The sequence below is a fragment of the Pseudomonas sp. M47T1 genome (genome assembly GCF_000263855.1).
In the GTDB taxonomy this organism is placed as follows: domain Bacteria; phylum Pseudomonadota; class Gammaproteobacteria; order Pseudomonadales; family Pseudomonadaceae; genus Aquipseudomonas.
In genome coordinates this window covers 19,869-41,053 of the sequence record NZ_AJWX01000033.1, presented here as the reverse complement: position 1 = coordinate 41,053, position 21,185 = coordinate 19,869, and the positions used below count along the sequence as shown (strand labels likewise).

Annotated in this window: 24 protein-coding genes and 2 pseudogenes; 15 read left to right on the top strand and 11 right to left on the bottom strand. The window is 63.1% G+C overall.

From position 1 onward, the window contains the following. Positions 1-150: 150 nt before the first annotated feature. From phhA to PMM47T1_RS25420, 6 genes are all read left to right on the top strand, one after another. Complete coding sequence (gene phhA / locus PMM47T1_RS25440; protein ID WP_008374475.1) at positions 151-936, top strand: phenylalanine 4-monooxygenase; 786 nt, start codon at positions 151-153, stop codon at positions 934-936. A gap of 28 nt (positions 937-964) precedes the next feature. After that, positions 965-1,321 (top strand): 4a-hydroxytetrahydrobiopterin dehydratase, encoded by a 357-nt coding sequence (locus PMM47T1_RS25435; RefSeq protein WP_008374473.1) that lies wholly within the window; start codon positions 965-967, stop codon positions 1,319-1,321. Next, positions 1,321-2,511, top strand: coding sequence for an amino acid aminotransferase (locus PMM47T1_RS25430; RefSeq protein WP_008374471.1), 1,191 nt, complete (start codon positions 1,321-1,323; stop codon positions 2,509-2,511). Before PMM47T1_RS25435 ends, PMM47T1_RS25430 begins: the two co-directional genes overlap by 1 nt. A 288-nt stretch (positions 2,512-2,799) precedes the next feature. Next, the gene (locus PMM47T1_RS30645) at positions 2,800-2,928 is read left to right on the top strand and encodes a hypothetical protein (RefSeq protein WP_274379885.1); all 129 of its coding nucleotides are present in this window, start codon (positions 2,800-2,802) and stop codon (positions 2,926-2,928) included. 80 nt (positions 2,929-3,008) lie between these two features. Beyond that, a complete protein-coding gene (locus tag PMM47T1_RS25425) occupies positions 3,009-3,191 on the top strand; it encodes a hypothetical protein (RefSeq protein WP_008374469.1) in 183 nt (60 codons plus the stop codon). Between the two features lie 109 nt (positions 3,192-3,300). After that, entirely contained in the window at positions 3,301-4,503 is a 1,203-nt protein-coding gene (locus PMM47T1_RS25420; protein ID WP_043301524.1) for an MFS transporter, read from the top strand. Here the strand turns inward: PMM47T1_RS25420 and arfB are convergent. The 8 genes and pseudogenes from arfB to PMM47T1_RS25380 form a co-directional block, all read right to left on the bottom strand. Further along, positions 4,500-4,913: an alternative ribosome rescue aminoacyl-tRNA hydrolase ArfB gene (gene arfB, locus PMM47T1_RS25415; RefSeq protein ID WP_008374466.1), complete on the bottom strand. Its 414-nt coding sequence runs from the start codon at positions 4,911-4,913 to the stop codon at positions 4,500-4,502. The two genes, PMM47T1_RS25420 and arfB, sit on opposite strands and share 4 nt — an antisense overlap. Before the next feature lie 134 nt (positions 4,914-5,047). After that, a pseudogene (locus tag PMM47T1_RS25410) lies at positions 5,048-6,459 on the bottom strand (amino acid permease); the annotation flags it as partial. A 431-nt stretch (positions 6,460-6,890) separates the two neighbouring features. Further along, the gene (gene rluB, locus PMM47T1_RS25405; RefSeq protein WP_008374462.1) at positions 6,891-8,084 is read right to left on the bottom strand and encodes a 23S rRNA pseudouridine(2605) synthase RluB; all 1,194 of its coding nucleotides are present in this window, start codon (positions 8,082-8,084) and stop codon (positions 6,891-6,893) included. Between the two features lie 111 nt (positions 8,085-8,195). Next, a complete protein-coding gene (locus PMM47T1_RS25400) occupies positions 8,196-8,384 on the bottom strand; it encodes a DUF1289 domain-containing protein (protein WP_008374460.1) in 189 nt (62 codons plus the stop codon). Between the two features lie 63 nt (positions 8,385-8,447). Further along, positions 8,448-9,170, bottom strand: a pseudogene (gene scpB / locus PMM47T1_RS25395) (SMC-Scp complex subunit ScpB); the annotation flags it as partial. Positions 9,171-9,362: 192 nt separating this feature from the next. Further along, a complete protein-coding gene (locus PMM47T1_RS25390; RefSeq protein WP_177323402.1) occupies positions 9,363-10,061 on the bottom strand; it encodes a segregation and condensation protein A in 699 nt (232 codons plus the stop codon). A gap of 125 nt (positions 10,062-10,186) precedes the next feature. Beyond that, positions 10,187-10,816, bottom strand: a complete 630-nt coding sequence (locus PMM47T1_RS25385) for an L-threonylcarbamoyladenylate synthase (protein WP_008374453.1) — start codon at positions 10,814-10,816, stop codon at positions 10,187-10,189. A 16-nt stretch (positions 10,817-10,832) separates the two neighbouring features. Next, positions 10,833-11,693: a PHP domain-containing protein gene (locus PMM47T1_RS25380; protein WP_008374451.1), complete on the bottom strand. Its 861-nt coding sequence runs from the start codon at positions 11,691-11,693 to the stop codon at positions 10,833-10,835. A gap of 67 nt (positions 11,694-11,760) precedes the next feature. Between PMM47T1_RS25380 and PMM47T1_RS25375 the strand changes: the two genes are divergently transcribed. The 6 genes from PMM47T1_RS25375 (at position 11,761) to PMM47T1_RS25350 (ending at position 15,950) form a co-directional block, all read left to right on the top strand. Next, on the top strand, positions 11,761-12,357 hold the full coding sequence (locus PMM47T1_RS25375) for a septation protein A (RefSeq protein ID WP_008374449.1): 597 nt from the start codon (positions 11,761-11,763) through the stop codon (positions 12,355-12,357). 1 nt (position 12,358) lies between these two features. Beyond that, a complete protein-coding gene (locus PMM47T1_RS25370; RefSeq protein ID WP_008374447.1) occupies positions 12,359-12,658 on the top strand; it encodes a YciI family protein in 300 nt (99 codons plus the stop codon). 139 nt (positions 12,659-12,797) lie between these two features. Continuing rightward, positions 12,798-13,145, top strand: coding sequence for a hypothetical protein (locus tag PMM47T1_RS25365; RefSeq protein ID WP_008374445.1), 348 nt, complete (start codon positions 12,798-12,800; stop codon positions 13,143-13,145). Positions 13,146-13,152: 7 nt separating this feature from the next. Further along, positions 13,153-13,830, top strand: coding sequence for a response regulator transcription factor (locus PMM47T1_RS25360; RefSeq protein WP_008374442.1), 678 nt, complete (start codon positions 13,153-13,155; stop codon positions 13,828-13,830). A 255-nt stretch (positions 13,831-14,085) separates the two neighbouring features. Further along, the gene (locus PMM47T1_RS25355; protein WP_008374440.1) at positions 14,086-14,541 is read left to right on the top strand and encodes an LTXXQ domain-containing protein; all 456 of its coding nucleotides are present in this window, start codon (positions 14,086-14,088) and stop codon (positions 14,539-14,541) included. Positions 14,542-14,609: 68 nt separating this feature from the next. Further along, complete coding sequence (locus PMM47T1_RS25350) at positions 14,610-15,950, top strand: sensor histidine kinase (protein WP_008374439.1); 1,341 nt, start codon at positions 14,610-14,612, stop codon at positions 15,948-15,950. A 68-nt stretch (positions 15,951-16,018) separates the two neighbouring features. Here the strand turns inward: PMM47T1_RS25350 and PMM47T1_RS25345 are convergent, their stop codons facing one another. Then, complete coding sequence (locus tag PMM47T1_RS25345) at positions 16,019-16,576, bottom strand: nitroreductase family protein (RefSeq protein WP_008374437.1); 558 nt, start codon at positions 16,574-16,576, stop codon at positions 16,019-16,021. Between the two features lie 124 nt (positions 16,577-16,700). Here PMM47T1_RS25345 and PMM47T1_RS25340 point away from each other — a divergent pair, with 124 nt between their 5' ends. Then, positions 16,701-18,155, top strand: coding sequence for a TrkH family potassium uptake protein (locus PMM47T1_RS25340; RefSeq protein ID WP_008374435.1), 1,455 nt, complete (start codon positions 16,701-16,703; stop codon positions 18,153-18,155). Here PMM47T1_RS25340 and PMM47T1_RS25335 read toward each other — a convergent pair. Beyond that, positions 18,112-19,176: an AraC family transcriptional regulator gene (locus PMM47T1_RS25335; protein ID WP_008374433.1), complete on the bottom strand. Its 1,065-nt coding sequence runs from the start codon at positions 19,174-19,176 to the stop codon at positions 18,112-18,114. The genes PMM47T1_RS25340 and PMM47T1_RS25335 overlap by 44 nt on opposite strands. Before the next feature lie 143 nt (positions 19,177-19,319). Here PMM47T1_RS25335 and PMM47T1_RS25330 point away from each other — a divergent pair, with 143 nt between their 5' ends. Then, positions 19,320-19,631 carry a DUF962 domain-containing protein gene (locus PMM47T1_RS25330; protein ID WP_008374431.1) on the top strand — a complete coding sequence of 104 codons (312 nt, stop codon included), beginning with the start codon at positions 19,320-19,322 and terminating at the stop codon, positions 19,629-19,631. A gap of 101 nt (positions 19,632-19,732) precedes the next feature. After that, entirely contained in the window at positions 19,733-20,323 is a 591-nt protein-coding gene (locus PMM47T1_RS25325; RefSeq protein WP_008374429.1) for an HD domain-containing protein, read from the top strand. Positions 20,324-20,357: 34 nt separating this feature from the next. Here PMM47T1_RS25325 and PMM47T1_RS25320 read toward each other — a convergent pair whose 3' ends face one another. Beyond that, positions 20,358-21,173 (bottom strand): UDP-2,3-diacylglucosamine diphosphatase, encoded by an 816-nt coding sequence (locus PMM47T1_RS25320; protein WP_008374428.1) that lies wholly within the window; start codon positions 21,171-21,173, stop codon positions 20,358-20,360. Positions 21,174-21,185 lie beyond the last annotated feature (12 nt).

Genomic DNA, 21,185 nt, shown 5'->3' with positions numbered 1-21,185 from the left:
ACATCGACCGCGCGCGCCCTTTTAAAATAGGCAACCGGTAGCCGCTGCCGAAGGCTGCGCTGGCGCTGCGCCCTCATGACATCTTCAGCGTACCCAAGCCAGGCAACCGCAGCGACCCACTACAATAATAATGATCGACTGGAGTGCTGTATGAAGCAGACTCACTACGTTGCCCGCGAGCCGGATGAGCAGGGGTTCATCCATTACACCGACACCGAGCACGCGACCTGGAACACCTTGGTCAGCCGCCAGCTCAAGCTGGTGCAGGACCGCGCCTGCCAGGAATACCTGGATGGCATCGAGCAACTGGCACTGCCCCACGAGCGCATCCCGCAACTGGCCGAGATCAACCAGGTGCTGAGCCGCACCACCGGTTGGCAAGTGGCCCGGGTGCCCGCCCTCATCCCCTTCCAGACCTTCTTCGAGCTGCTGGCCAGCAAGCGCTTTCCGGTGGCCACGTTTATTCGCACGCCCGAAGAACTGGACTACCTGCAGGAACCCGACATCTTCCACGAGATCTTCGGCCACTGCCCGCTGCTGACCAACCCCTGGTTCGCGCAATTCACCCATACCTACGGCAAGCTCGGGCTGGCCGCCAGCAGGGAGCAGCGGGTTTATCTGGCCCGACTGTACTGGATGACCATCGAGTTCGGCCTGGTGGACACCCCGCAAGGCCGGCGCATCTACGGCGGCGGCATTCTTTCGTCGCCCAGGGAAACCGTCTACAGCCTGTCCGATACGCCCGAGCACCAAGCCTTCGCCCCACTGGAATGCATGCGTACGCCCTACCGCATCGACATCCTGCAGCCCCTGTACTTCGTGCTGCCAGAGCTCAAGCGCCTGTTCGACCTGGCCCACGAAGACATCATGGCCCTGGTGGGCCGCGCCATGCAGTTGGGCCTGCACGCCCCCAAGTTTCCGCCCAAGGCGGCCTGACTTCTTCTTTACTACAAGGAATACACCCATGAATGCACTGAATCAGGCCCATTGCGAAGCCTGCCGCGCCGACGCCCCCCAGGTAAGCGACGAGGAACTGCCGGCGCTGCTCAAGCAGATCCCCGACTGGAACATCGAGGTGCGTGACAGCGTCATGCAGTTGGAAAAGGTCTACCTTTTCAAGAATTTCAAATATGCTTTGGCCTTCACCAACGCCGTGGGTGAAATCGCCGAGGCCGAGGGTCATCATCCGGGCCTGCTGACCGAGTGGGGCAAAGTCACCGTTACCTGGTGGAGCCACTCGATCATGGGCCTGCACCGCAACGACTTCATCATGGCCGCCCGCACTGACGATGTCAGCCAGGGGGCCGAGGGGCGCAAATAATGCAGTTCAGTGACATCCAGCGGATACCCGGCGACTCGATCCTCAGCCTGATGGATGCGTACGCCCGTGACCCCAACCCGCGCAAGTTCGACTTGGGCGTAGGGGTGTACAAGGATGCCCAAGGGCTGACCCCAGTGCTGGCCGCGGTCAAGCAGGCCGAGCGTTTCCTGCTTGAGCACCAGACCAGCAAGACCTACGTCAGCGGCCATGGCGACGCCGCCTTCGGCCGCCTGGTGACCGAACTGGTGCTGGGCAAGGACAGCCCCGCGCTGGCCCGCGAGCGCGCCGGCGCCACCCAGACGCCGGGCGGTACCGGCGCCCTGCGCCTGGCGGGTGAGTTCATTGCCCATTGCCTGCCAGGGCGCGGTATCTGGCTGAGTGACCCGACCTGGCCGATTCACGAGAGCATTTTTGCCGAAGTGGGTTTGCAGGTGGGTCACTACCCTTACGTGGGCAGCGACAACCGCCTGGACGTGGAAGCGATGCTGCAGGCGCTGGAAGACATTCCCCGCGGCGATGTGCTGTTGCTCCACGCCTGCTGCCACAACCCTACCGGTTTCGACCTGCACCACAAGGACTGGCAGCGGGTGCTGGACGTGGTCAAGCGCCGCGAACTGCTGCCGCTGATCGACTTTGCCTACCAGGGCTTCGGCGACGGCCTGGACCAGGACGCCTGGGCGGTGCGGCTGTTCGCCCGCGAGCTGCCGGAACTGTTGATCACCAGTTCCTGTTCGAAGAACTTCGGCCTGTACCGCGAACGCACCGGCGCATTGATTGCCTGCACCCATGACCACGAAAAGCTGCTGGACGTGCGCAGCCAGTTGGCGGGCCTGGCGCGCAACCTGTGGTCGACGCCGCCGGACCATGGTGCTGCCGTGGTGGCGACCATCCTGGGCGACGCCCAGCTCAAGGGCCTGTGGGCCGATGAAGTGGAACAGATGCGCTCACGCATCGCGCAACTGCGCGCAGGCTTGGTGGAAGCTCTGGAACCCCACGGCCTGTCGGCGCGGTTTGCGCACATAGGCGAACAGCGCGGCATGTTCTCCTACACCGGGCTAAGCCCTCAGCAGGTGGATAGGCTGCGCGACGAGCAAAGCGTCTACATGGTGCGCTCGGGCCGCGCCAACGTGGCGGGCATCGACGCCAGTCGCCTGGACGAGCTGGCCAGCGCCATCGCCAAGGTCTGCTGATGATCTGCATGCGGCAATCCCGTGGGAGCTGCCGCCAGGCTGCGAAGGCCCGTGCCGCGGGCCGGTTGATCGACCTGACACCGGCGAAGGTCCTGCGGACCCTTTCGCAGCCTTGGGCAGCCCCGAGCGCAGACGCAGTACGTGGAGGGATGAAGATGTTTTCATTGTGCGACCAATGACCGCATCGTAATTCTGATTGTCATGCGCAGTGCTGTATCCTGTCCCGGCTTTGAACAGCACGCGCTATCCAGCGCCACCCTCAACCAGTACTTTCGAGGAGCGATGACGATGCACGAGATCCCTAACTTTCCCTTCCCGAGCCTGCACGAACCCGAGCAGCCTCAACCGCCACAATCGGCCGGTCAACACCCCGAAAACGAGGCCGAAGAAGCCTTGGGCGCTGATCGCGACGATTAAGCGCTGACAGCAGGCGATGTGATCCGGATAGCGATCACGCCCAGTGATCGCATCGCCTCAAGCGCTCAACGGAGCCCACCATGCAAGACAGTTTCAACGACGATGAGGCCGCACAGGTCATCGACGCCGCGCAACAGATGATCGACATCTGGGCGCGCCTCTCCCCCGAAAAGCAAAGCGCCCTGCTGCAACGTTTCGGCACCCAGGAAAACGCCCTGGCGGCCCTGGTGGCTACCCGACTGCTCGCAAAACCGCACGCTTGAGCCTGTGGCGAGATTAAATCTTGCCGTTGGTCGTGCACTGTGTGGCTCGCCGCCCTATGATAAGCGTCTAGTGTGCTAGCACCTGATACCTATCCCCTTGGAATTCCCAATGTCTTCGAACCCGCGACCGATGGCGGTCACGCTGCAAGTCGTATCCATTGTTTTGTTTACCTTCATCGGCTATTTGAACATCGGCATCCCCCTGGCCGTGTTGCCCGGCTTTGTTCACAACAGCCTGGGCTTCAATGCCGTGATCGCCGGCCTGGTGATTAGTGTGCAGTACCTGGCCACGCTGCTCAGCCGCCCTTATTCCAGCCGTATCATCGATACCCATGGCAGCAAGAAAGCGGTGATCTACGGCATGATCGGTTGCGGCGCCAGTGGCGTGTGCATGCTGGCGGCCGCAGTCACCCAGAACCTGCCAGTGGTCAGCCTGGTCAGCCTGTTGTTGGGCCGCCTGGTGCTGGGCAGCGCCGAGAGCCTGGTAGGTTCGGCCTCCATCAGTTGGGGCATTGGTCGCGTGGGTGCACAGCACACTGCCAAGGTCATTTCCTGGAACGGCATTGCGAGCTACGGCGCCCTGGCCGTGGGTGCCCCCGCCGGCGTGTTGCTGGTGCAGCACCTGGGGCTTTGGGCAATGGGCGTGAGCATTCTGCTGTTGGCCGCGCTGGGCCTGCTGCTGGCCTGGAAAAAAACGCCGGTGCCGATCGTGGCCGGCGAGCGCATGCCATTCATGCACGTGTTGGGCAAAGTGCTGCCCCATGGCACCGGCCTGGCCTTGGGCGGCATCGGTTTCGGCACCATCGCCACCTTCATCACCCTGTACTACGCCAGCCATCAGTGGGGCAACGCGGCCCTGTCGCTGACGCTGTTCGGCGCCTGTTTCATCATTGCCCGGCTGTTGTTCGGCAACCTGATCAACCGCATTGGCGGCTTCCGCGTGGCGATCGGCTGCATGACCGTGGAAACCGTGGGTTTGCTGCTGTTGTGGCTGGCCCCCAGTGCCGAACTGGCCATGGCCGGCGCGGCCCTGAGCGGCTTTGGCTTCTCGCTGGTGTTCCCGGCCCTGGGGGTGGAAGCGGTGAACCTGGTGCCAGCCTCCAGCCGCGGCGCGGCAGTGGGTGCCTACTCACTGTTCGTCGACCTGTCACTGGGCATCACCGGCCCGCTGGCAGGCGCCATTGCCGCCGGTTTCGGCTTCAGCTCGATCTTCCTGTTCGCCGGCATTGCCTCGTTCGGCGGCCTGGCGCTGAGCCTGTATCTGTATCGCCAGACCCTCAACCGGCCGCGCCACCCGGACGCTGCCCTCTAAAAGTCGACCTTGCCGCGGCCTGCCTTAATGGCGCCGCGCTTGGTCTTGCCTTCCAGCCGACGGGTTTTCGACCCCAGCGTCGGCTTGGTCGGCCGACGCTTCTTCTCAACCTTCACGGCATTGACGATCAGCTCGCGCAGACGCTCCAGGGCGTCCGCGCGGTTCTGCTCCTGCGTGCGGTATTGCTGTGCCTTGATCACGACCACGCCATCACTGGTGATGCGGCTGTCACGCAGGGCCAGCAGGCGCTCCTTATAGAACGGCGGCAAGGACGAGGCATTGATGTCGAAGCGCAGGTGCACGGCGCTGGACACCTTGTTGACGTTCTGACCGCCTGCGCCCTGGGCACGAATGGCACTGAGCTCGACCTCGGCGTCGGGCAGGTGGACGTTGTTGGAGATTTCCAGCATGGGATGATTTCAGCAGTTTGTGAGCGCGGACCGTATCAGCAGATCGACTGCAACACAAACCCTGTGGGAGCGGGCTCTACCCGCGAGAGGCACACCGCGGTGCCTGCTTCGCGGGCAGTGCCCGCTCCCACGCCCGTAATAGGCGTCAGGCGTGCGGCAGGGCCTGGGCGGCGCGGCGGTTCTTGGCCAAGTAGGCCACGTACATCACCACCACCCACACCGGAATGGCATACACCGACACATTGATGCCAGGGATCATCAGCATGATGCCCAGGATGAACACCACGAACGCCAGGCACACATAATTACCCCACGGCGACCACAGGGCCTTGAACGACGACACGCGACCGTTGCGCACCTGGTGCTGGCGGAACTTGAGGTGCGAGAAGCTGATCATCGCCCAGTTGATCACCAGGGTGGCCACCACCAGCGACATCAGCAGCTCCAGCGCATCGTGGGGCATGAAGAAGTTCAGTAGCACGGCTATCAGCGTCACCGCCGCCGACACCAGGATCGCCCGCACGGGCACGCCACGCTTGTCCACGCGGGCCAGCCCTGCCGGTGCATCGCCCTGCTCGGCCATGCCCACCAGCATGCGGCTGTTGCAATAGGTGCCGCTGTTGTATACCGACAGCGCCGCCGTCAGCACCACGAAGTTGAGGATGTGCGCCGCGGTGTTGCTGCCCAGCATCGAGAACACCTGCACGAACGGACTGCCGCTATAGGCATCGCCCGCGCTGTCCAGGGACTGCAGCAGGCTGTCCCACGGGGTCAGCGACAGCAGCACCACCAGGGCTCCGATGTAGAAGATCAGGATGCGGTAGATGACCTGGTTGATCGCCTTGGGAATCACGGTCTTCGGCTGGTCGGCCTCGGCTGCGGTGAAGCCGAGCATTTCCAGGCCGCCAAAGGAAAACATGATGATCGCCAGGGCCATCACCAGGCCCTTGACGCCATTGGGGAAGAAGCCGCCATGGGACCACAGGTTGCTGACCGAGGCCTGTGGGCCGCCGTGGCCGCTCACCAGCAGGTAGCTGCCCAGGGCGATCATGCCGACAATGGCGGCCACCTTGATGATGGCGAACCAGAACTCCGCCTCGCCAAACACTTTGACGTTGGCCAGGTTGATGGCATTGATCATCACGAAGAACACTGCGGCCGACACCCAGGTCGGGATCTCCGGCCACCAGTAATGCACGTACTTGCCCACGGCGGTGAGCTCGGACATGCCCACCAGGATGTACAGCACCCAGCAGTTCCAGCCGGACAGGAAGCCGGCGAAGCCGCCCCAGTACTGGTGGGCAAAGTGACTGAAGGAGCCTGCCACCGGTTCCTCGACGATCATCTCGCCCAACTGGCGCATGATCATGAAGGCAATGAAGCCGCAGATGGCATAGCCAAGGATCATCGACGGGCCGGCCGACTTCAGCACCCCGGCGGAACCGAGGAACAGGCCGGTACCGATGGCGCCGCCTAGGGCAATCAATTGGATGTGTCGATTTTTCAGGCCGCGTTTGAGCTGGCCGGATGAGTCTTGTGCACTCATTGAGTTGGTCACCTGGTTATTTTTATCTGTGACGGAACGGACCCGCTCCACTTGTGATGGAACGGCAGACATGCGCGCGATAACGCAAGGTGCCACAGCAAAGGGCGCGCATTGTACACGCCGTGCATATGAACGAAAGGGCCGGGGCCTGGCAAGAGGGCAAATTGGCGACGAATGTTACAATTTAGTGCACGGATGGCAATTTATCGTTACACCCCCGCGCTTAGCCCGGCAACAACCTGTTGGAGCGGGCGCTGCCCGCGAACCGGACCCCGCGTATTTTCAGGGGATACACGGTGCGCCTTTCGCGGGCACCACCCGCTCCCAGAAGAGCGTCGTTTCGTAAAGATTTCTTTACGGGGTGCAACATCCGTTTGCCAGAATGCAAAACGCCAGCCCGAAGGCTGGCGTTTGCATTTAACCTACGCTGATTACTCAGGCTTAGGCTTGCGGCGGGTGACCGGGGCACGCTTGTCAGCGGCCGGGCCACGTCGCTTGCTGTCGTCCGACAGCTTCAGGCCTGGGCGCTGGGCACCCGGCTTGGCGGGGCGCTTGGTCATGTCGCTCGGGCGCTCGGCCACGGCCGAACCACGACCGTCCTTGCGCGCCGGCGCTTCACCGCCACGGCGCGGGGTCGGTGCGTCGCCACGCGGCTTGCGGCCTGGGCGATCGCCGTCGTCCAGGCGCGGGGCGCGGGCCGGGCGCTCGGTAGCGGGCGCACCGTCCTGGGCTGGGCGCAGGGTACGCACCACACGCTCGTTGCGGCCCAGCGGGCGGGCCGACTTGCGCTGCAGGCGCTCCATCTTGTCCTTGCCCTTGGCGGTCATGGTTGGCATGGCCACCGAGGTCAGGCCCACTTCGGCGCTGAGGATGTCGACTTCGTTCTGGCTCAGTTCGCGCCAGCGGCCCATGGGCAGGTCGGAGTTGAGGAACACCGGGCCGAAACGCACACGCTTCAGGCGGCTGACCACCAGGCCCTGGGATTCCCACAGGCGACGCACCTCACGATTGCGGCCTTCCATTACCACGCAGTGGTACCAATGGTTGAAGCCTTCACCGCCCGGGGCGATCTGGATGTCGGTGAAACGGGCCGGGCCGTCTTCCAGGATCACGCCGTTCTTCAAGCGCAGCAGCATGTCGTCATCGACTTCACCGCGTACGCGCACGGCGTATTCACGGTCCATCTCGTAGGACGGGTGCATCAGGCGGTTGGCCAGCTCACCGTCGGTGGTGAACATCAGCAGGCCGGTGGTGTTGATGTCCAGGCGGCCGATGTTGATCCAGCGGCCTTCGCGCGGGCGCGGCAGGCGGTCGAATACGGTGGGGCGACCTTCCGGGTCGTCGCGGGTGCAGATCTCGCCGTCGGGCTTGTTGTAGATGATCACGCGACGTACGGTTTCTGCGGCTTCCTCGCGTTTGATGACCTTGCCATCAACGCTGATGGCGTCGTGCAGGTCGACGCGCTGGCCCAGGGTGGCGGCCACGCCATTGACCTTGATGCGGCCTTCACCGATCCAGGCTTCCACGTCGCGGCGCGAGCCTACGCCGATACGGGCCAGTACTTTCTGCAGTTTTTCGCCGGCGGGGCCAATTTCCTGGCTGTCTGGCTTGTCGTGTTCACTCATCGTTTAGCACCTCCCGGTGTGTGATGTGGGGCGATCATGTCGCCCGAAGGGTCGCGAATCATACGCTCATGTGAGCCGTTGCGCACCTGAGACTAGCCGAAATTCTTTGTGCTATTTCTTTTTCCGTCGGCCGGTGGCGCCCAGTGCCAGCAGGCGCATGTGCGCCTTGGCCAGCACCTCGCGGCGCTCGGCCTTGTGCATCTTCTTCCAGCCGCGGATCTCGCGCTTGCTGCGCCCGCAGCCCACGCACACGTCATCGTCGAACGTGCAGACACCGATACACGGATCCTTGCTGCTCATAAGCACTCACTCGTGGCGGGGGTTGTCGTCATCCTCCACGTCGTCCAGCGACACGGGGACGATGTCGAGCAAATCGTCGAAGTCAGTCTTCAGACCTTGTTCCATGGTGTCCAGTTCGGCCAGCAAGGTATGGAAGCTGGTCTCTTCCTTGGGCTCTTCGACCTCGCCCGATTCGGTGCTGGCATCGGCCATGGCCTGCAGGTGTGCAGGCACCGGCGCATCGTCGAGGTCTTCGAGCACTGGCTCCGGCTCGATCTCGCGCAACTGCGCCAGCGGCGGCAGGTTGTCCAGGTTCTTCAGGTTGAAGTGATCGAGAAACGCCTTGGTGGTAGCAAACATGGCCGGCCGGCCAGGTACTTCGCGATAACCCACCACACGAATCCACTCACGTTCCAGCAAGGTCTTGGTGATATTGCTGTTCACCGCCACGCCACGTACGTCCTCGATCTCGCCGCGGGTGATGGGCTGGCGATAGGCAATCAACGCCAGGGTTTCCAGCAACGCGCGGGAATATCGCTGGGGGCGCTCTTCCCAAAGCCGGCCAACCCAAGGGGCGAATTTGTCGCGAATCTGCAAACGGTAACCGGAGGCCACCTCCACCAACTCGAACGAACGGCTGTCGCAGGACTTGCGCAACAGCTCCAACGCCTTCTTGAACACGGCAGGCTCAGGCCGCTCGGCTTCCTCGAACAGCTCATACAAGCGCTCCAAAGACTGCGGCTTGCCGCAGGCCAGCAAACAAGCTTCGAGCAGCGAGGCCAGCTCGCGAGGTTCGGTGAGGTTCATCTATTGGCTCTTGGTCACGTGTACTTGTTCCTGTCGATACGTGTTGTGGCTCTTGCTGTTAGATGTTGACGTGGCTTTGTTTTCGACTGAAAAAAGTGACGGGGTGTAAGACCGGAGCCAAAAGTCGCCACACCCGCGATAACGGATACCCCCGCCCGTCATTCCACACTCCAGCCCCCTGTGATCGTAAGTCTACTCAGCACGGGCTCGCACATGAATCGCCCCAAACGCCTCATTCTGCACCAGTTCCACCAACGATTCCTTCACAAGCTCCAGAATGGCCATAAACGTCACCACCACCCCCAGCTTGCCCTCCTGCGCCGTGAACAACTCTACAAACGGCACAAACCCACCGCCCTTCAACCGCTCCAGCACCTCACTCATGCGTTCACGGGTAGACAACGCTTCCCGGCTCACCTGGTGGCTCTCGAACAGATCACCACGGCGCATCACCTGCGCCATGGCCATCAACACCTCCTCCAGCGCCACATCCGGCAACAACTTGCGCACCTTGGCCTGGGGCGCATCCAGTTGCGGAACGTAAATATCACGCCCCACCCGCTTCAAACCGTCCAGGCCTTGCGCCGCCGCCTTGAACCGCTCGTACTCCTGCAACCGCCGAATCAGCTCGGCCCGCGGGTCATCTTCCTCCACCTCGGCCTCGGCCGAGCGCGGCAGCAACATGCGCGACTTGATCTCGGCGAGCATGGCCGCCATCACCAGGTACTCGGCCGCCAATTCCAGGCGCACGTTTTTCATCAACTCCACATAGCCCATGTACTGACGGGTAATTTCCGCCACCGGGATATCGAGGATGTCGATGTTCTGTTTGCGAATCAGGTACAGCAACAAGTCCAGAGGGCCTTCGAAGGCATCCAGGAACACCTCCAGGGCGTCCGGCGGGATGTACAGGTCCACGGGCATTTCGGTGTAGGACTGCCCATACACCAGCGCCAGTTGCTCGGGGACGCGGGCGGGTTCAAGGTCGGCAGTGGTGTGCGCCACGGTCACGTCGCTCACGCCTCGGCCATGAAGGGCGACGGGTCGCCGCAGCCAACGCGCACTACCTGAGGCTCGCCGTCAGCCAGGTTGATGACCGTGGACGCCGATACCCCGCCAAAACCGCCATCAATGATCAGGTCCACCTGATGCTCCAGCAACTGGCGCATCTCGTAGGGGTCGGTCATGGGCAATGTCTCGCCCGGCATGATCAGGCTCACGCTCATCAACGGCTCGCCCAGTTCTTCCAGCAAGGCGTGGGAAATCGGATGATTCGGCACCCGCAGGCCGATGGTGCGGCGCTTGTCGTGCAGCAACAAGCGCGGCACCTCGCGGGTGGCGTTGAGGATGAAGGTATAGGGGCCGGGCACGTGGGCCTTGAGCAGGCGGAACGCGCCGGTGTCGATCTTGGCGAACAGGCCCAGTTGCGACAGGTCGCGGCAGATCAGGGTGAAGTTGTGCTTGTCGTCCAGTTTGCGCAGACGGCGAACGCGCTCGATGGCGCCCTTGTCACCGATCTGACAACCCATGGCGTAGGACGAGTCCGTGGGGTAAATCACCACCCCGCCCTTGCGGATGATCTCCACGGCCTGCTTTATCAGGCGCGACTGCGGATTTTCCGGATGAATCTGGAAGAATTGACTCACGTTCTCTACCTGTTGGTCAGACGACGAGTGGCTGCTCATGTTTGAATCGACCCGCCAAAAGTGGCAGATCCTCCGGCACAGGTCGGTAAATACCGATCTCGGACCAGGCCCCCGGCCCATGGAAATCACTGCCGGCGCTGGCCAGCAGACCAAACTCGCGCGCCAGGATCGACAAGGTACCCACCTGCTCGGCAGGCTGCATACCATTGACCACTTCGATCGCCTGACCACCTGCTTGAATATAGTCGGCAATCAGTTTGCGGCGCTTGCTGCGGGTGAAATCGTAGTGCAGCGGGTGTGCCAGGCTGACCCAGGCGCCCGAGGCGCGCAGGGTGCCGACGGTGTCTTCCAGGGTGGGCCAATGCTGCTTGACGTCACCCAGCTTGCCGGCACCCAGCCACTTGCGGAAGGCTTCGGCACGGTCTTTCACGTAGGTCTGGCGCACCAGGAATTCGGCGAAATGCGGGCGTGCCGGGGCGTTGCCGCTGTCACCCAGTTCCTTTTGAATGGCCCGGGCCCCCTCCAGCGCCCCCGGCATACCTTTCAGGGCCAGCCGTCGGTCGATTTCCTCGGCGCGCAACCAGCGGCCATGGTGCAAGGCCTCCACAGCGGCGACCAGCGGTGGCGCATCCAGGGCGAAGCCGTAGCCCAGCACGTGGATGGTGGCGCCACCCCAGGTGCAGGACATTTCCACCCCGCTGACCCACTGCATGCCCAGCGCCTGAATGGCCTGGCGGGCCTCGGGCAAGCCTTCGAGGGTGTCGTGGTCGGTCAGCGCCAGTACCCGCACGCCATTGGCGTGGGCACGCGCAGCCAGGTCCGTCGGCGAGAGTGAGCCGTCAGAGGCGGTGCTGTGGCAGTGCAGGTCAACATTCATGAGGTGGCGCTTTCGCTGTCTTTGATGTTTGTTATTATGCCGTCACATCCTGCTTCTGGCTGCCACTGTGAAACAATTCATCGATTTCATCCCGCTGTTCCTGTTTTTCATCGTCTACAAGCTCGACCCGCGCACTGTCGAAGTCGCCGGCCAGCAAGTCACCCTGGGCGGTATTTTCAGCGCCACCGGCGTGCTGATCGCCAGTTCCGTGATTGTCTACGGCATACTGTTCATCACCCAGCGCAAGCTGGAGAAGAGCCAATGGCTGACCCTGGCCGCGTGCCTGGTGTTCGGCAGCCTGACGCTGGCCTTCCACAGCGAAACATTCCTGAAATGGAAGGCGCCGGTGGTCAACTGGCTGTTCGCCCTGGCCTTCACTGGCAGCCACTTCATTGGCGACCGCCTGTTGATCAAGCGCCTGATGGGCCATGCCCTGACGTTACCTGACGCGGTGTGGACGCGACTGAACATTGCCTGGATCGTGTTTTTCCTGTTCAGCGGCGCCGCCAACCTGTTCGTGGCCTTTACCTTCCAGAGCATCTGGGTGGACTTCAAGGTGTTCGGCAGCCTGGGCATGACCCTGCTATTCCTGGTAGGCCAGGGCATCTACCTGTCCCGCCACATGCATGACGCAGATACCACCACCCCGAAGACCGAGGACTGACATGCTCTACGCAATCATTGCCACCGACACGCCAAACTCGCTGGAAAAACGCCTGAGCGTTCGCCCAGCCCACCTGGCGCGCCTGGAAAAGCTCAAGGATGACGGTCGCCTGGTGCTGGCCGGCCCGCACCCGGCCGTGGACAGCAACGACCCGGGCGCCGCCGGTTTTTCGGGCAGCCTGATCGTGGCCGAGTTCGAATCCCTGGCCGCCGCCCAGGAATGGGCCGGTGCCGACCCGTTCGTGGAAGCCGGCGTCTACGCCGACGTGCTGGTCAAGCCGTTCAAGCAGACCCTGCCATAATAGGCGCCTGTGAGAGCTGGCTCGCCAGCTCTCACGTTTGCTCCCCCGCAAACTATCTTCCTTTGTTTCAACGCATTGCTCATCATTCGTGCATGACTGCCGACAACCTGCCGAACAATCGACAGAATAAGGAGTCTCTATGCGCCAGAGTTTGCTGTTTTCGCTGCTAGTGGTTCTGTTGCTCGGCGCCAGCGATGCCCAGGCCGATGACGGCCCCACGGCGCTGGACCTGAGCACGGGCGGCCAGGTTGCCAACCTGCAGCAGCACCTCAAGGAAAGCGAAGCGCTGCGAGCGCAGTTGAGCCTGGAAAACCAGCGGCTCAAGGTGCAATTGCAGGAAGCCCAGGCCAAGGTAGCACCCGGCGTGAGACTGCTGACCGAGCAACAGCAATGGTTTGTCACCGGCGGCGGCGTCGCCTTGTTGGCCGCCCTGTGCGGTATCTTTATCAGCGGCGGGCGTAGACAGCGTCGGCAATGGTTGAATTGAGAGTTTCATGAGCGATCTGTTACTGATTGATGATGATGTGGAGCTGTGCGAGCTGCTGGGCAGTTGGCTGAGCCAGGAAGGCTTCGTGGTACGCGCCTGCCATGACGGCGGCAGCGCCCGCAAAGCCCTGGCGCAAATGTCCCCGGCGGCCGTGGTACTGGACGTGATGCTGCCCGACGGCAGCGGCCTGGAACTGCTCAAGCAACTGCGCGGCGAACACCCCGAACTGCCGGTGCTGATGCTGTCGGCCCGCGGCGAGCCGCTGGACCGCATCCTGGGCCTGGAACTGGGTGCCGATGATTACCTGGCCAAGCCGTGCGACCCTCGCGAGCTGACGGCTCGCCTGCGCGCCGTGCTGCGTCGCAGCCACCCCAGCGCCGCCACCGGGCAGTTGGAGCTGGGCGACCTGTGCTTCAGCCAGGCCCGCGGCGTGGTCACCATCGACGAGCACGACATCACCCTGACCATCTCCGAAAGCCGTCTGCTCGAAGCGCTGCTGCGCCAGCCAGGCGAGCCGCTGGACAAACAGGAGCTGGCGCAGATCGCCCTGGGGCGCAAGCTGACGCTCTACGATCGCAGCCTGGACATGCACGTGAGCAACCTGCGCAAGAAGATCGGCCCCCACGCCGACGGCCGCCCCCGCATCATGGCGCTGCGCAGCCGCGGCTATTACTACGCCGAATAAAGTCACTTGTTACTCTGTTTGTGGGAGCGGGCTCTGCCCGCGCAAGCTACACCGCGAACATCCCTGACAATCGCGGCGCTTTCTTCGCGGGTAAAACCTGCGCCCACAACCGCGTCTCGTTCAGCATCAATGTGTGTAAACCCGCGCTCCAGACGTCTTTACCTAAGCTTTACGCTCCACTGACGGCCGCTGACCTTGATCTCCTTAAACTGAGCTCATCCGGTAAACACCGGCAACGAGACAAGGAGATTCACCATGCGCAAGACCCTTATGGCTCTGATGTTCGCCGCCGCCCTGCCCACCGTTGCCATGGCTGCACCAGAAGGCGGCCCGGGTTTCGGCCCAGGTTCGGACATGGGCGGCATGGGTGGCCCAGGCATGCACCACGAACGCGGCCCTCGCGACGGCTTCGCCAACCTTGACCTGAGCCCCGAACAGCGCCAGAAAATCGGCCAGTTGATGGGCGAAGAACGCAAGGTAGACCGTGAAGTCCTGCACAAATACCTGGAAAAACTGCCAGCGGCCGACCAGAAGGCGATGAAAGACGAAATCACCGCCAAGCACGACAAGGCCCGTGCCGACATTCGCGCCGTGCTGAACCCCACTCAGCAGAAGCAGTTCGACGAAATGAAGAAGAAGCAGGACGCGCGCCGTGCCGAATGGAAAGAGTTCCAGGCCTGGAAAGCGCAAAAGGATCAGAAAGCCCAGTAAGCTTGACCCTTCGTTGACCCCGCCCGACACGTTCACGCGTGTCGGGCTTCTGCATTTGAGGTATTCCCTTGCGATCACTGTTCTGGCGCATCCTGGCAAGCTTCTGGCTGGCCATTGCCCTCGTCGCCGGCCTGTCCATACTGCTGGGCCACATGTTGAATCAGGACGCCTGGATTCTCAGCCGTCACCCGGGCCTGAAAAACCTGGCGCAAACCTGGGTTCAACTCTACGAAAAGGATGGTCAGGACGCGGCCCAGCAACTGCTTGAACAGCGCAAATGGAAATACCACATCGATGTGCAGGTGCTCAACGAGGCCGGCGAAGCCGTGGTGCCCGGCACCTTCCCGCGCCGCGCCGCCGCCTTCGAGGCCCGCCAGCATGACGGCAACGATGACCGCCCGCTGCCCTGGCGCCGGTTGACCGCCGAGTACACCAGCCCAACCACCGGCGACACCTACCTGCTGATCTACCGCATTGCCCATCCGGAACTCGATGCCTGGCGACGCCAGAGCCTGGCCTGGCCGTTGAGCGCCCTGGGCATTGCCCTGGTGGTACTGACCCTGTTCAGCCTTTTGGTAACCCTGTCGATCACCCGCCCCCTGAGCCGCCTGCGCGGTGCGGTGCATGAACTGGGGCAGACCACCTACCAGCAGAACAGCCTGGCACAACTGGCCAAGCGCCGCGACGAGTTCGGCGTGCTGGCCAACGACTTCAACCGCATGGGCGGGCGCCTGCAAAGCCTGATCGGCAGCCAGCGGCAATTGCTGCGCGACGTGTCCCACGAACTGCGTTCGCCCTTGGCACGCCTGCGCATTGCCCTGGCCCTGGCCGAACGGGCCGAGCCCGAACAGCGCGAACGCCTGTGGCCGCGCCTGACCCGCGAATGTGATCGGTTGGAGGCCTTGATCAGCGAAATCCTCGCCCTGGCTCGCCTGGACGCAGAGCACGCCACCGCCGAGTCAGTGGACCTGATGACCCTGCTCAAGAGCGTGCGCAACGACGCGCGCCTGAGCGCCGCCGAACAGCAGATCAAGATCGACTGCGAACCGGGGCTGACCATGACCGGCTGGCCCACCATGATCGAACGCGCCGTGGACAACCTGGTGCGCAATGCCTTGCGCTTCAACCCGCAAGGACAAGCGATCGAATTGAGCGCCAGGCTGGCGAACGAGCGTGTTGAACTGAGCGTGCGCGATCACGGCCCGGGGGTGGCGGACGAGCACCTGACGCAACTGGGAGAACCCTTCTACCGCGCCCCCGGCCAGACCGCCGCAGGCCACGGCCTGGGGCTGGCCATTGCACGACGCGCCGTGGAACGCCACGGCGGCAGCCTGAACCTGGCCAACCACCCGGATGGCGGCTTCAAGGCCACCCTGGATCTGCCCCTGACCCCGGTTACCGCCGCCTGATCACAACCCGCAACCTGCACGACTACGGTAAGGCGCTGCCGCGCACGCTCGCGATCAGGTCGTATTTATTACGCCGACCAGGCGCTGACGAAGTCGGCAGTGCTGACTTTCGGCGCTTCACGCGGCGGGTTCAGCGCGGTGCCCAGGTACAGGAAGGCGATCACCTCCTCACCGTCCTCCAGTCCCAGGCCCTTGGCCACGTGCGGCGCATACGCCAGCTCGCCGGTGCGCCACACCGCGCCAATGCCCTGGGCAAACGCAGCCAGCAGAATGTTCTGCGCTGCACAGCCAGCCGCCAATAATTGCTCGGTTCTGGGCACCTTGAAATGGTCCTGCAAACGGGCCACCACCACGACCACCAGCGGCGCGCGCAATGGCATGCCGCGGGCCTTTTCCAGCGCCGCCTGGGTGGCGTCGCCCTTGAGCTGCACGGCCTGAGCCAGGACCTCGCCCAACTGCTCGCGCGCCGCGCCTTCCACGGTCAGGAAGCGCCAGGGGCGCAACTGGCCATGGTCGGGGGCACGCAACGCCGCCTGGAACAGCACTTCGCGCTGTTGGGCCGATGGCCCAGGTTCCACCAGGCGCGGAACGGAAACACGGTTGAGCAATGCGTCGAGGGCCTCCATCGGCCACCTCCCTGAAGTTTGAGTAGCGCTATTCTAGACATAACGAGCAAACCCTTGTCGGGTTTACATGCCTGGACTCGCAGGTAGAATGGCGCCCTTCTTTTTTCAGCCCCGAGCGGACTCCATGGCGTTGCCGACCCTGCGCATCATCGGATTCATCATCGGCATCTTCCTGATCACCCTGGCGATCAGCATGGTGGTACCGATGGCGACCCTGGTGATTTTCCAGCGCACCAGCGACCTGCCCTCCTTTCTGTGGGCCAGCCTGATCACCTTTGTCGCCGGGCTTGCCCTGGTAGTTCCCGGGCGTCCCGAGCATGTGCACCTGCGCCCGCGGGACATGTACCTGTTGACCGTGTCGAGCTGGCTGGTGGTGTGCGTGTTCGCCGCCCTGCCCTTCGTGCTCACCGAACACACCAGCTACACCGATGCCTTCTTTGAAAGCATGTCGGGCATCACCGCCACCGGTTCCACGGTGCTCAGCGGCCTGGACAGCATGTCGCCGGGCGTCCTGATGTGGCGCTCGCTGCTGCACTGGCTGGGCGGCATTGGCTTCATCGGCATGGCGGTGGCGATCTTGCCGCTGCTGCGCGTGGGCGGCATGCGCCTGTTCCAGACCGAGTCCTCGGACCGTTCGGAAAAGGTCATGCCGCGCTCGCACATGGTCGCCAAATCCATCGTGCTGGTGTACGTGGGCATCACGGCCTTGGGCAGCCTGGCGTTCTGGGGCGCGGGCATGAGCCCGTTCGATGCCATCAACCACGCCATGTCGGCGATTTCCACCGGTGGCTTCTCCACCTCCGACCAGTCCCTGGCCAAGTGGTCGCAACCGGCGGTGCACTGGGTGGCGGTGGTGGTGATGATCCTCGGCAGCCTGCCGTTCACCCTGTACGTGGCCACCTTGCGCGGCAACCGCCGGGCGCTGATCAAGGACCAGCAAGTGCAGGGCTTTCTCGGCCTGCTGCTGGTGACCTGGCTGGTGATGACCACCTGGTACTGGTGGACCACCCAACTGCCCTGGTGGGATGCCCTGCGCCACGTGGCGCTGAACGTCACCTCGGTGGTCACCACCACCGGCTTCGCCCTGGGCGATTACAGCCTGTGGGGCAACTTCGCCCTGATGCTGTTCTTTTACCTGGGCTTCATCGGCGGCTGTTCGGGCTCCACCGCCGGCGGCGTGAAGATCTTCCGCTTCCAGGTGGCCTACATCCTGCTCAAGGCCAGCCTCAACCAGCTGATTCACCCGCGTGCGGTGATCCGTCAGAAGTACAACGGCCACCGGCTGGATGAAGACATCGTGCGCTCGATCCTGACGTTTTCGTTTTTCTTCGCCATCACCATCAGCGGCATTGCCCTGGCCCTGTCGCTGCTGGGCCTGGACTGGATGACAGCGCTCACCGGCGCGGCCAGCACTGTCTCGGGCGTGGGCCCGGGGCTGGGCGAAACCATCGGCCCGTCCGGCAACTTTGCCAGCCTGCCGGATGCAGCCAAATGGATACTGTCGGGGGGCATGCTGCTGGGCCGCCTGGAGATCATCACGGTGCTGGTGCTGTGCATGCCGGCGTTCTGGCGTCACTGAGCTCCACCGCCTCACTGCCCAACAACCGCGCGCGATACTCGCCTGGGGTGGTATCGAACCAGCGGCGAAAGGCCCGGAAGAAATTGCTGGGGTCGGCGAAGCCCAACAGGTAGGCAGCTTCGAGCAGTGTCATCTGTGGCTGCGCCAGGTACTGCTCGGCCAATTCACGGCGGGTGTCATCCAGCAGCGCCTGGAAGCTGGTGCCCTCGTCCTGCAAGCGCCGCTGCAAGGTACGCTGGGATAAATGCAGGGCCTGGGCCACCGCCTCGCGCTTGGGTTCGCCCTGGGGCAACAGGCGGCACAGCACCTGGCGCGCCTGATGGGTCACGCGGCTTTCAGAAAAACGCGTCAGGTATTCGCCGGCAAAGCGGTCGTGCAACGCCGCCATGGCCTCGTTGGCGGTGGGCAATTGCACCTCCATGTCGGCGCGCTCGAAAATCAGCGCATCGTAAGGCGCGTTGAACACCAACGGCGCATGGAACGCCTGTTGATAAGGCGCCAGGTCCAGCGGCTCGCTGCCCTGAATCAATACCTTGCGTGGCTGCAAGGTACGCCCGGTGAGCCAGCCGCACAGCGACAACGCACAGGCCAGCGAGGCCTCGGCGCTTTGGCGGGTGGGCGGCAGGTGGTCGCCGTGCACGGTCAGGATCAGGCCGTAGCCCTCGGGCAACAGTTTGAAGCTGAGGTCGGCGCTTTCGGCAATGATGCGCTGGTAGCGCACCAGCCGCTCGAAGCCCTCGGCCAGGGTGCGGCTGGACATCAGCACATAGCCCACCACATGAAAGGACGCCGGGCGCACCACACGTGCCATGTTCAGGCCGATGGCGGGGTTGCCCGACGCCTCGACAGCCAGCGTCCACAGACGCGTCATCGAGTCCTGGGTAAAACGTGCATCCGGATCGTCCAACGCACCGTAGTCGAGGCCCAACTGTGCGAACAACACTCGACAGTCGAGCCCCTCCAGTTCCAGCGCCTTGACGATACCCATGGCCCAACTGGCCGACGTGGTCCTTTCGCTCATGCCTGTGCGCCCCGTTCCATTGTGCGGCGATTGCGTCAAAAGATACAAAACTGGCGCCATAAGTCACTGGTCCGCCTTGTCGTTCACTCTAGACTTAAATATGGTTCCACGTGGTCCCACTGATCGCCACCGAGACTGCCGTCGTGAAAAACAGCCAAGCGTTTCACAGCTTCAGCGATTTCTATCCTTATTACCTGGCCGAGCACAGCAACAGCACCTGCCGGCGCCTGCACTTCGTCGGCACCAGCCTGGTGATTGCCCTGGTGGCATGGATTGTGGGCAGCGGCAGCTGGGCGATGCTGATTGCCTTGCCCATTGCCGGCTACAGCTTCGCCTGGATCGGCCATTTTTTCTTCGAGAAAAACCGCCCGGCCACCTTTCGCCATCCGCTGTACAGCCTGTTCGGCGATTTCGTGATGTACCGCGACATGCTGGTGGGCAAGGTCGGTTTCTGAAGGCGCGGCCCGCAAGGCCATTAAGGCGTCCCGCAGGGCCAGGGGCCAGCACGGCTGACCGCTTATACTGATGGCTTCAAGCCGCGATAGACGGAGCCGTGATGAGCGAACACGCACGCTTTACCCATATGAAGGATGGTACCGAGCAGGACTGGGCCATCATTGCCGCAGACTTTGCCCTTTATGCGCGCCAATTGCCTGGGCGCATCCTGACCCACCTGCAACTGCTGGGCGGTGACTTCGGTGGTTTCCCAGTAGACCGCCTGACCCACTCACTGCAAACCGCCACCCGCGCCTACCGCGACGGGCGCGATGAGGAGTACGTGGTCTGCGCCCTGCTGCACGACATTGGCGACACCCTGGCCAGCTATAATCACCCCGACATCGCCGCGGCTATTCTCAAGCCATTCGTCAGCCCCGAGAACCATTGGATGGTGGAAAAGCACGGCATTTTCCAGGGGTATTACTTTTTCCACCACCTGGGCATGGATCGGCACCTGCGCGAGCAATTCCAGGACCACCCGCAATACCGGCAGACCATCGAATTCTGCGCCAAGTACGACGCCTCGGCGTTCGACCCCGCGTATGAGCACCTGCCGCTCGAATTCTTCGAACCGATGTTGAAGCGGGTGTTTGCCGAGCCCCGGCAAACCATTTACCGTCCCGCCACCGACGCCTTGCAGACCGTATGACGCAACCTTCGGCAGCTGCCACAGGGGTACTGCGTCAGGCGGTGGGCACGGCCTCGCTGGCCTGACGCTTGGCCTCGGCCGCCTGGGCCTCCGCCAGGCGGTAGAGTTCGATCTGGCCATCCCAGTGCTCGATCAGTGCTGTGCAGGACTCAACCCAATCGCCACAATTGAGGTACTCCACCTCGCCCACCTTGCGGATCTCGGCGTGGTGGATGTGGCCGCACACCACGCCATGAAAACCACGCTTCACGCATTCGTGGGCGATGGCCTCTTCAAAGTCGCTGATGAAGCTGACAGCAGTCTTGACCTTGTGCTTGAGGTAGGCCGACAGCGACCAGTAGCCATAGCCATAGCGCGCCCGCCAGTGGTTGAGCCAGCGGTTCAGGGTGAGGGTGAATTCGTACGCCGAGTCGCCCAGGAACGCCAGCCAGCGGTGATAGCGGGTAATCACGTCAAACTGGTCACCATGAATCACCAGCAGGCGCCGGCCATCGGCGGTGAGGTGCTCGGCCTGGTCCACCAGCTGGATATTGCCCAGCACCAGTTTCGAGTAGCGACGCAGGAATTCGTCATGGTTGCCGGTGACGTAGATCACCTCGGTGCCGCGCTTGCTCATGGTCAGCAGGCGGCGAATGACGTTGGTGTGCGCCTGGGGCCAGTACATGCCGCCGCGCAGTTTCCAGCCATCGATGATGTCGCCCACCAGGTAGATGCGGTCGGCGTGATAGCGTTTGAGAAACCGCGACAGGTGCTCGGCCTGGCAATCCCGGGTGCCCAGGTGCACGTCGGAGATCCACAAGGTGCGTACGCGCTGCTTGCCGGTTGGCTTGGGAAACTGGGCGCTGGTCATGGGCGGGCCTTC